General features: G+C 69.0%; 10 protein-coding genes and 1 pseudogene. 6 read left to right on the top strand and 5 right to left on the bottom strand.

The genetic code is table 11. From position 1 onward, the window contains the following. Positions 1-270: 270 nt before the first annotated feature. The 3 genes from QM568_RS09395 to QM568_RS09385 all read right to left on the bottom strand — a co-directional run bounded on the left by QM568_RS09395 (position 271) and on the right by QM568_RS09385 (position 2459). Positions 271-630, bottom strand: coding sequence for a DUF86 domain-containing protein (locus tag QM568_RS09395; protein WP_415138133.1), 360 nt, complete (start codon positions 628-630; stop codon positions 271-273). After that, positions 620-925: a nucleotidyltransferase family protein gene (locus tag QM568_RS09390; RefSeq protein WP_415138131.1), complete on the bottom strand. Its 306-nt coding sequence runs from the start codon at positions 923-925 to the stop codon at positions 620-622. The genes QM568_RS09395 and QM568_RS09390 overlap by 11 nt, the downstream gene beginning before the upstream one ends. Before the next feature lie 385 nt (positions 926-1310). Next, positions 1311-2459 (bottom strand): MFS transporter, encoded by a 1149-nt coding sequence (locus tag QM568_RS09385; protein ID WP_415138129.1) that lies wholly within the window; start codon positions 2457-2459, stop codon positions 1311-1313. Between the two features lie 107 nt (positions 2460-2566). On the opposite strand from QM568_RS09385, the gene QM568_RS09380 reads away from it, so the two are divergent. The 4 genes and pseudogenes from QM568_RS09380 (at position 2567) to QM568_RS09365 (ending at position 6289) form a co-directional block, all read left to right on the top strand. Further along, positions 2567-3763, top strand: coding sequence for a serine hydrolase domain-containing protein (locus QM568_RS09380; protein WP_415138127.1), 1197 nt, complete (start codon positions 2567-2569; stop codon positions 3761-3763). A gap of 2 nt (positions 3764-3765) precedes the next feature. After that, positions 3766-4410 (top strand): TetR/AcrR family transcriptional regulator C-terminal domain-containing protein, encoded by a 645-nt coding sequence (locus tag QM568_RS09375; RefSeq protein ID WP_415138125.1) that lies wholly within the window; start codon positions 3766-3768, stop codon positions 4408-4410. A gap of 50 nt (positions 4411-4460) precedes the next feature. Beyond that, positions 4461-5612: pseudogene (locus tag QM568_RS09370) on the top strand (ATP-binding protein); the annotation flags it as partial. After that, on the top strand, positions 5609-6289 hold the full coding sequence (locus QM568_RS09365; RefSeq protein WP_415138123.1) for a response regulator transcription factor: 681 nt from the start codon (positions 5609-5611) through the stop codon (positions 6287-6289). The pseudogene QM568_RS09370 and the gene QM568_RS09365, both read left to right, overlap by 4 nt. A 29-nt stretch (positions 6290-6318) precedes the next feature. Here QM568_RS09365 and QM568_RS09360 read toward each other — a convergent pair whose 3' ends face one another. Beyond that, positions 6319-6636, bottom strand: a complete 318-nt coding sequence (locus QM568_RS09360; protein WP_415138121.1) for a type II toxin-antitoxin system RelE/ParE family toxin — start codon at positions 6634-6636, stop codon at positions 6319-6321. Further along, complete coding sequence (locus QM568_RS09355) at positions 6633-6878, bottom strand: ribbon-helix-helix domain-containing protein (RefSeq protein WP_415138119.1); 246 nt, start codon at positions 6876-6878, stop codon at positions 6633-6635. Before QM568_RS09355 ends, QM568_RS09360 begins: the two co-directional genes overlap by 4 nt. 293 nt (positions 6879-7171) lie before the next feature. On the opposite strand from QM568_RS09355, the gene QM568_RS09350 reads away from it, so the two are divergent. Then, entirely contained in the window at positions 7172-7444 is a 273-nt protein-coding gene (locus QM568_RS09350) for a hypothetical protein (protein WP_415138117.1), read from the top strand. Continuing rightward, positions 7444-8279: putative T7SS-secreted protein (locus tag QM568_RS09345; protein WP_415138115.1), on the top strand; the 836-nt coding region annotated here is incomplete at its 3' end. The genes QM568_RS09350 and QM568_RS09345, both read left to right, overlap by 1 nt.

The following is an 8279-nucleotide window of genomic DNA, read 5'->3' as shown; positions in this document are numbered from 1 at the left end:
CCGTTCCGGTCGCGATTGGTGCTGCTTCGGCGTCCGCCTCCCCCGCTCCGGTCGCACTTCGTGCCGCTAAAACATCGCCAGAGCGACACGGATCGCGACCGGAACCGAGGGCGCAGCAGCCGGAGCGACACAGATCGCGACCGGAACCAAGCGCGCAGCGGGTCGCGCGGCATCGGAGCGAGACGATTCAGTTCTCAAGCTCAGCAACGGGCCCAGGAGCGGATGCCGAGCTCAGCCCGGCCAGGGGCAGCGGCCACCGCCACGATGACATTACAGTCCCGCGCCGCTACGGGCTTCCTCGACAAGCTCGTTCAGGACCGGAATCAGGGATGAAACACCGGTTGTCGCCGCACGCCAGACGATTTCAACGTCGATGTCGCCATACTCGTGAGCTAGGACGTTCCGCATTCCGATGATCTTGTCGAGGTCGGGAACTCGAGCCGCCGTGTCCGCATCATCCCTGCGAAGTCGGTTCAGCGCCTCGCCAAGAATCTCCAGCTGACGCTCGACCGCCGAACGGACGACAAGATCGGGAGTGAACTCCGTCTCAGTCCTGCCCCGAGCGAATTCATAGACGAGTCGGGCTGCCTCGGCTGCATCCCACAGATGCGCGCCCGCCTCAGGCCGCATAAAGATCCTGCGCGCTCGCGAAGGCCGCCGCCTTGAAGAAGGGGTTCCTCACCGAACGCTCTACGACGAGATCGACTCCCCGGCCGACGATCCTTTCCAATGCGAACTTCAGATCGAAATAGTCGTGGAACAGGTTCTCCCGCTCCGACTGGAAGGTCACAAGGAAATCGACGTCGCTCGTCACCGGGTCGAACCGGTCGGTGAGCACCGAGCCAAAAACACGGAGCCGCTGCACGCCATACCGCTCGCAAGCACGCCGAATCGCCTCAGCATCGAGGAACACGGCGGTTTCCATGCATCCAGTCTCTCAGATCTGCTGCAGCTCAGCGAAGCGCGCCCGAACCGGTCTCCAGCGAAACCTGGTCAAGACACGCCTCAGCCCGATCGCCGAAGAGGTCCTGGGGCGTGTCCGGGATCACCTTTCCATCTCGACGTGCGCTGCCGGCATCCACCTCCCCCGTTCCGGTCGCGATCTGTGCCGCCTCGGCATCCGCCTCCCCCGTTCCGGTCGCACTTCGCGCCGCTAAAGCATCGCCGAACCGACACGGATCGCGACCGGAACGGCGAGGGTGGATGCCGGACCGACACGGATCGCGACCGGAACGAACGGGCAGGCGCCAGAGCGACACGGATCGCGACCGGAGCACGCGCCGGTTCGCGCGGCATCGACCCGAGACGGTTCAGTTCTCAGGAGCAGGCTCGGGAGCAAGCTCGGGAGCGGATGCCGAGCTGAGCCCGACCAGGGGGCCGGCCGCCACCGTCACGATGCCGACGATGCCGGCGCAGACCGTCACGGCTCCGAAGTGCTCGAGCGCGTATCCGATCACGACCGGGCCGAAGGCGGTGCCCAGAGCAAGGGACCCAGCGGATGCCGCCACCCACCGCCCGCTCGACTCGCGCCTGCCCGCAGCGGCCAGCACCAGCACGAGGGTGGCGAGGTAGCAGATCTGCCAGACCGTCGCGGCGATCGCGAACACGCCGGCATTCGGGGGAAGCACGACGAGCGCCTTCGCGACCGTTCCGATCACGAGCACCGCGGCGAGCGCGACCCGGGGCCCGGCGAGCCGGCGCCCGAGCTCGGCGAGACCGACACCGGCGAGAGCCGCGGCTGCGGCGACCGCGAGCACCACGGACACCTCGTCCGTGTCGAAGCCCGCATTCTGCTGCCCGAACTGCCCCGCATACGACCACGCCCCCTGCTCGACGACACCGAACAGGACGATGGCCCCGAGGAGAACGAGGCCCGGCCGCGAGCCGCCGCGCACCTCGTCAGCGGCGATCTCGGGAAGGGGGCCGGCGAGGAGCACCCCGAGCAGACAGCATCCGGCGAGCACGGCGAACCCTGCCGTGCCACCGCCGATCCCGTTCACGAGGGGGATCGCGAGGATCAGCACCGCGGTGACGATCGTGCTGAAGAGCACGGTGAGCGTCGTCGCCCGATCGACGTCGTCGCACGCGCTGAGAGCGGCGGATGCTGCCGCGAACACGAGTCCGAGGCTCGAACCTGCGAGGATGCTCGCGCCCAGCAGCATCCATTCGTCCATGCTCAGCCACGAGGCGATCATTCCGAGCGCGCCGATCAGGAAGCCCACACGAATCAGCCGCACCCGCCCTGGGCGCGCTGCGCGACGGGTGAATCCGAGAGTGCAGATCGCGGTCGCGAGCAACTGCCCGCCGGCGATCAGGCCCGCCATCGACGGGGTCAATGTGAACCGTTCGCCGAAGCCGTCGAGCAGCACCGGCATGACATTGCCGCCGGCGTTTCCGACAGTGATGCCTGCGGTGAGGGCGATGATCCTGCGGGCACGGGCGGCCAAGGTCTGTGTCACGCGTACTCCTTCGGATCGCCGCCGGTTGACGCTACGATTGTTCCAATGGTGTCACCAATGGTGACATTCGTCCAGATCGCGATCCGATCACCCGCGGAGGAAGACACATGAAGGCACGACGGCTCATCGCCGCAGCATCCGTCGCAGCGTCCGCAGCCGCCGCGGTCTGGGCCTGGCGCAACCAGAGCGAGATCGCGACCCGACGGCCCATCAACGAGTGGACCTTCACGCACATGAACCGCGTGATGCCCACCGAGAGCGCACAGGCCCCCGCGCATGCGACCCCTCTCCCGCACGGCGCGCCGATGCCGCCGGTCACCTATTCCTTCGAGGGCGAGACCTGCACCCTCCCCGACCTGCACCGGCGCACCCACACCACCTCGTTCGTCGTGCTGCACCGAGGTCGCATCGTCGCCGAGGAGTATCCGGGAGCCTTCGCCGCCCCCGACCGGCGCTTCCAGGTGTACTCGCTCACGAAGTCGGTCACGTCGATGCTCTTCGGCATCGCCCTCGAACGCGGCGAGATCGCCTCGATCGACGACCCGGTCGTGACCTACCGGCCCGAGCTCGCCGGCACCGGATACGACGGCCCCACCATCGGCCACCTGCTGAACATGACCAGCGGCGTCGGCGAGCTCGAGGACTGGACCGTGCGCGACTCTCCGATCAACCGGTTCCAGGACGCGGTGACCACGGGCGGCTCGATCCTCGACGTCATCCGCTCCCTGCCGGTGCGCTCGAAGCCCGGCGAGGCGTTCCTCTACTCCACGATCGACACGCACGTGCTCGGCTGGGTGCTCGAGGCTGCGACCGGACGCACGCTCGCCCAGTACGCCTCCGAGCACCTGCTCGGCCCGATCGGCGCCGAGCACGACGCCTACTACTTCCTCTCGCGCGGCCGCCCCCGCACCGCCCTCGGCGGCGGGTCGCTGAACATCACCACGCGCGACCTCGCCCGCATCGGCCTGCTCGCGATGAACGAGGGCCGCGCCGGCGAGACGCAGGTGGTCCCGGCCCCGTGGGTGGCCCGCAGCCGCGGCGCCGACATCCCTCACCTCGATGTCGGCGCACTCGGCGCCAGCGGATACCCGCACTACGGCTATTCGAACCTGTGGTGGACGCTCGGCGGAGAGCACCGCGCCTTCACCGGACTCGGGGTGCACGGACAGTACCTCTGGGTCGACCCCGACCGCGAGGTCGTCATCGCCAAGACCAGCGCCTGGACCACCGCCGACGACGAGGCCCGCGACCGCGAGACCGTCGCCGCGCTGACCGCGATCGTCGAGGCACTCGATACGCTCTGAGAATGGCCCTCACCCGCACCGCGATCACTGACGCGGCCATGCGCATCGTCGAGACCGAGGGCGCGGACGCCCTCACCCTGCGACGCCTCGGCACCGAGCTCGGCACCAATCACACCGCGGTGCTGCGGCACTTCGCAAGCAAGGACGCCATCGTGCTCTCGCTCGCCGAACGCCTGATGACCGAGGCGCTGAGCGGGTTCCGCACGGGTGCCGGCTGGCGCGAGACTCTCGAAACGCTCGCCCGGAGGGTGCGAGCGGCGTGCCTTCGGCATCCGTCGGTCGCCGTGCTCGCCGCCGTGCGCGTCTCGCGCAGTCCCGACGAATTCCGAGGAGCGAATGCCGTCATCGGCGCCCTCGCCGACGCCGGGCTGCACGGGCGAGAGGCCGCCCTGGTCTACCGCTCGGTCACCGACCTCGCCCTCGCGGCGGGGGCGTACGAAGCGGGCTTCCTGCTGCTCGACGCGTCGGCCCGCGAGGGCGACCGCGAGGCGATGCGGCGCGAGTACCTGCTCGCGTCGCCCGCCGAGTACCCGCACCTCGCGGCGGTCGCGCCACACCTCGCCGAGATCGACGACGACGAGCAGTTCGAGTCGTCGCTGCGCCTGATCCTCGACGGCGTCGCGGCTCGCGCGACGACCGGTCGTTGAGCGAAGGAGCGCAGCGACCGAGACGAAACGCGCCCCGCGGAGCCGCCGGGCATAGGATCGAGCACGCGAGAGACGGGCGGATGGCGATGCGGAAGCGCGGACGGATGTCTGGCGCCATCGGCGCGCGGCGCGAGGCGGCGGGCTTCGCGATCGCCTTCGTCGCCGGGCCCCTGCTGTCGTGGCTCATGTTCGCCCTGCACACTGCCGAGTCGATCACGGCCGAGGTGCTCGGCTACCAGCTGCTCGTCGTGGTGGTCGCGCTCGTCGGCGGCATCCGTCCTGCGGTCCTGTCGGCTGTGCTCTCGGGCATCACCCTCGATTTCCTCTTCGTCGAACCGCTGTTCGCGATCAAGATCGACCACCCGCTGCACGCCGTCGCCCTCGCCCTGTACGTGGTGATCGCGGTGCTCGTGAGCCTCATCGTCGACCTCGCCGCGCGCCGGGCCCGCATCGCGCAGCGCGCCGCCGCCGAGGCTCACCTGCTGGCGACCGTCACACGCGAAGCGGAGGCGCTCGCCGCGACCGACCAGGTGCGAAGCGCCCTGCTCTCCGCCGTCAGCCACGACCTCCGGCGCCCCCTGGCCTCCGCCGTCGCCGCGATCGGCGGTCTTCGCGCGGCGCAGCAGCTCACAGCATCCGATCGCGAGGAACTGCTGGCGACAGCCGACGAGAGCCTGGCGACGCTGTCGGCCCTTGTCACCGATCTTCTCGACGTGAGCCGCGTGCAGGCCGGGGTGCTGGCGGTGTCGTTGACAGCGGTGGATGCTGCCGCCGCTGTGCTCGCGGCGATCGATGAACTGGGGCTCGGCCCCGCCGACGTGGACCTCGCCCTCGACCCCGACCTGCCGCCGCTGCGGGCCGATCCGGTGCTGCTGCAGCGGGTGCTCGTGAACGTCCTGGCCAATGCGCGGCGCTTCGCGCCTGCGGGCACCCGCGTGCTGATCGCGACGAGCAGCCAGGGCGACCTCGCCGAGATCAGGGTGATCGACCACGGCGAGGGCGTCGCGCCCGACCGCCGCGACGCGATGTTCCGGCCGTTCCAGCGCTACGGCGACACCGACAACACGACAGGACTCGGGCTGGGCCTCGCGCTCTCCCGCGGCTTCACCGAAGGCATGGGCGGTAGCCTGACACCCGAAGACACCCCAGGCGGCGGGCTCACCATGATGGTCTCGCTGCCGCTCGCCACGGAGGAGCCGTGAAGCTGCTCATCGCCGATGACGATCCGCAGATGGTGCGGGCGCTGCGGATCACGCTCGCGGCGCACGGATACGACGTCGTCACCGCCGCAGACGGCGCGGAGGCGATCACCGTGGCCGCCCAGGAGAGCCCCGACATCGTCCTGCTCGACCTCGGGATGCCGCGCCTCGACGGCGTCGAGGTGATCCAGGGGCTGCGCGGGTGGACGATGGCGCCGATCATCGTCGTCTCTGGGCGGACGGGGTCGGCCGACAAAGTCGAAGCCCTCGACGCCGGCGCCGACGACTTCGTCACCAAGCCCTTCCAGATCGACGAGCTGCTCGCGCGGCTGCGGGCGCTGTCGCGGCGGGCGCAGCCCGCCTCGGGCGAGACGGGCGAGTCGACGGTGCGGTTCGGCGACGTCATCGTCGACCTCGCGACGAAGACGGTCACACGCGGCGGCTCCCGGGCGCATCTCACCCCCACCGAATGGCGGATGCTGGAGTACTTGTCCCGGCACCCCGGCGCCCTGGTCACCCGGCAGGACTTGCTCAAGGACATCTGGGGCAGCGAGCAGGTGTCGGACTCCGGCTACCTGCGCCTATACATGTCACAGCTGCGCAAGAAGCTCGAAGAGGTGCCGGGGGAGCCCGCACACCTGCTCACCGAAGCAGGGATGGGGTACCGGCTCGTCCTGTGACCGGCATCCGCCCTCTGATGCGGCCTCGCTCAGCGCTCTGCCAACTCCCCGCCGATGTCACGTGCCGTATGCAGAACCCGATGCACTCGGACGGCGTCGTCCGCGTCTGTGAAGACGAGCGCATAAGGAAATCGCTGCAGAGTGAGGGTGCGCACGTCCTCGAGTCCGAGTTCGATGGCTAACCTCGGCGAACCGATCGACGGGAACGCGCTCAGAGACTCGAACGCCTTCTTCAGCGCGTCGACGAGATCCATCGCTGCGTCGTATGCTCCGGCATCGACGTAGTACGCCACCGCTGACGCGATGTCCTCATCGGCGCGGGCGGTTGTGACGACCCGTCGAGTCACGCCGCACCATCTGCCGACGCCCGGATCCCCTCACGAAGGTGATCGAAATAGGCGTCGTTCACCTCGGAGCCCTGCCCGGATGACATCCCGTCGAGCACGAGGGCGCGCACCCGCGCTCTCTCCTGCTCGCGCCGGATCAGACTCCGCACGAACTCGCTGCTGGTGCCGTAGCCGTGCTCGCGCACCTGAGCGTCGACGAAGTCCTTCATCGACGCGGGCAGGGAGACGTTCATAGTGCTCATGCCGCGAGCATACGCCACTGATGACAAAGCTTGCCATCAGTCCGCGTCACGCGAGGGCGGCGTCGATGAGGACCTCGGCGGCGGCAGCGCCTGCACGGCGGCATCGGGATCGGCGGAAGGGTCGCGTTCCTGGCGGGCTCTTCGACCCGCACCTCGCCGCCCATATCGTCTGCGTCGAAGTGAAGATGCGCTTGTCCTCGTTGTCCGGTAGTGTCCGGCACGTGCGGGAGCGCGTGTGAGGCGCCTGCGGGGGGGTTGTGATCGGAGGGCTCGTTGTGAGCAGTGATTATCAGGTGGACACGGATCAGTTGCGGGCGATGGCGTCGAAGACGGTTCGGGTGGCGGAGGATTTCGGGAGCACGGCGGTGCCGCGTCCGACGACGTTGGGGCATGCGGGGATCACGGAGGCAGTGGCCTTCTTCGCCGACAAGTGGGGTACCGGGTTGCAGACGCGGGTGGATGAGCTGAACGAGTTCTCCGACAAGCTGACCACCACGGCGCGGATCTTCGACGAGGGCCAGAATGCGGGCACGGTGGAGATGGATTCGTTGATCTGGGACTCCTGATGGAGCTCGGGCAGACGCAGAACGCGGTCGATCTGATTCCCGGGTCGGCATCCAACGCACGAGATGGCGCGGCGGCGTGGCGGGATATCGCCGATCGGGCGGGCGAGGCCCGTGCCGCGTTCGCGAAACTCGACGATGACGGGTCGTGGTCGGGTGCGGCGTATGACAGGTACGTGGAGCGCTTCGAGGAGCAGTTGTCGTACTGGCAGACCACGAGCGACACGTTCACCGCGGCGGCGAACGCGCTCGAGAACTACGCGGGCGCGTTGGAGTGGGCGCAAGGTCAGGCCGCTATCGCGATCGAGTTGTGGAACGCAGCCGAAGCGAAGTCCGCTGCGGCACTGGTGGCGCATCAGGAGTATGTGAGGTCGTTGCGTCGAGGGGCCGGCATCCGTCATGTTGACGTGGATGTACCGTTCGTGGACCCTGCGGGGCCCGCGTATCGGGAAGCGCGGGAGGTGCTCGCCAACGCCCGGTACCAGTTGGACGTCCTCGCGACCGGGTACGCGAACATCATCGGCGAAGCGGGTGACGCGGCCACGCTGCCGCTCACCCCCGCACAGGAGCAGCAGGCCGCCGCGGATGCCATCGCCCGAACGGTGATCGAGGTCGGGGTCGTGCAACCGTTCCTGGCCACCCTGAACTTCCTCGGCAGCATCGCGGAAACCATGTGGGAGCACCCCGACCTCGTCCTGGAGATGCTCCTCGGCATCGGTGGCATGGTCGGCGGTGGTGCGTTGATCATCGGCGGCGGCGGGCTGGAGGTCGTAACCCTCGGCGGCGGCACCGTGATCGCTGCGCCCGCTGTCGTAGGCGGCGCGGCCCTCGCCGGCGG

The organism is Microbacterium sp., from assembly GCF_047607465.1.
Lineage (GTDB): Bacteria > Actinomycetota > Actinomycetes > Actinomycetales > Microbacteriaceae > Microbacterium.
Note: the sequence above shows the minus strand (reverse complement) of the source record. Positions and strands in the feature narration are given on the sequence as shown.

Coding starts and splice junctions, on each gene's coding strand:
- QM568_RS09375 (WP_415138125.1), top strand. CDS start 3,766: ATGGCCCTCACCCGCACCGCGATCACTGACGCGGCCATGCGCATCGTC.
- QM568_RS09390 (WP_415138131.1), bottom strand. CDS start 925: ATGGAAACCGCCGTGTTCCTCGATGCTGAGGCGATTCGGCGTGCTTGC.
- QM568_RS09380 (WP_415138127.1), top strand. CDS start 2,567: ATGAAGGCACGACGGCTCATCGCCGCAGCATCCGTCGCAGCGTCCGCA.
- QM568_RS09355 (WP_415138119.1), bottom strand. CDS start 6,878: ATGAGCACTATGAACGTCTCCCTGCCCGCGTCGATGAAGGACTTCGTC.
- QM568_RS09395 (WP_415138133.1), bottom strand. CDS start 630: ATGCGGCCTGAGGCGGGCGCGCATCTGTGGGATGCAGCCGAGGCAGCC.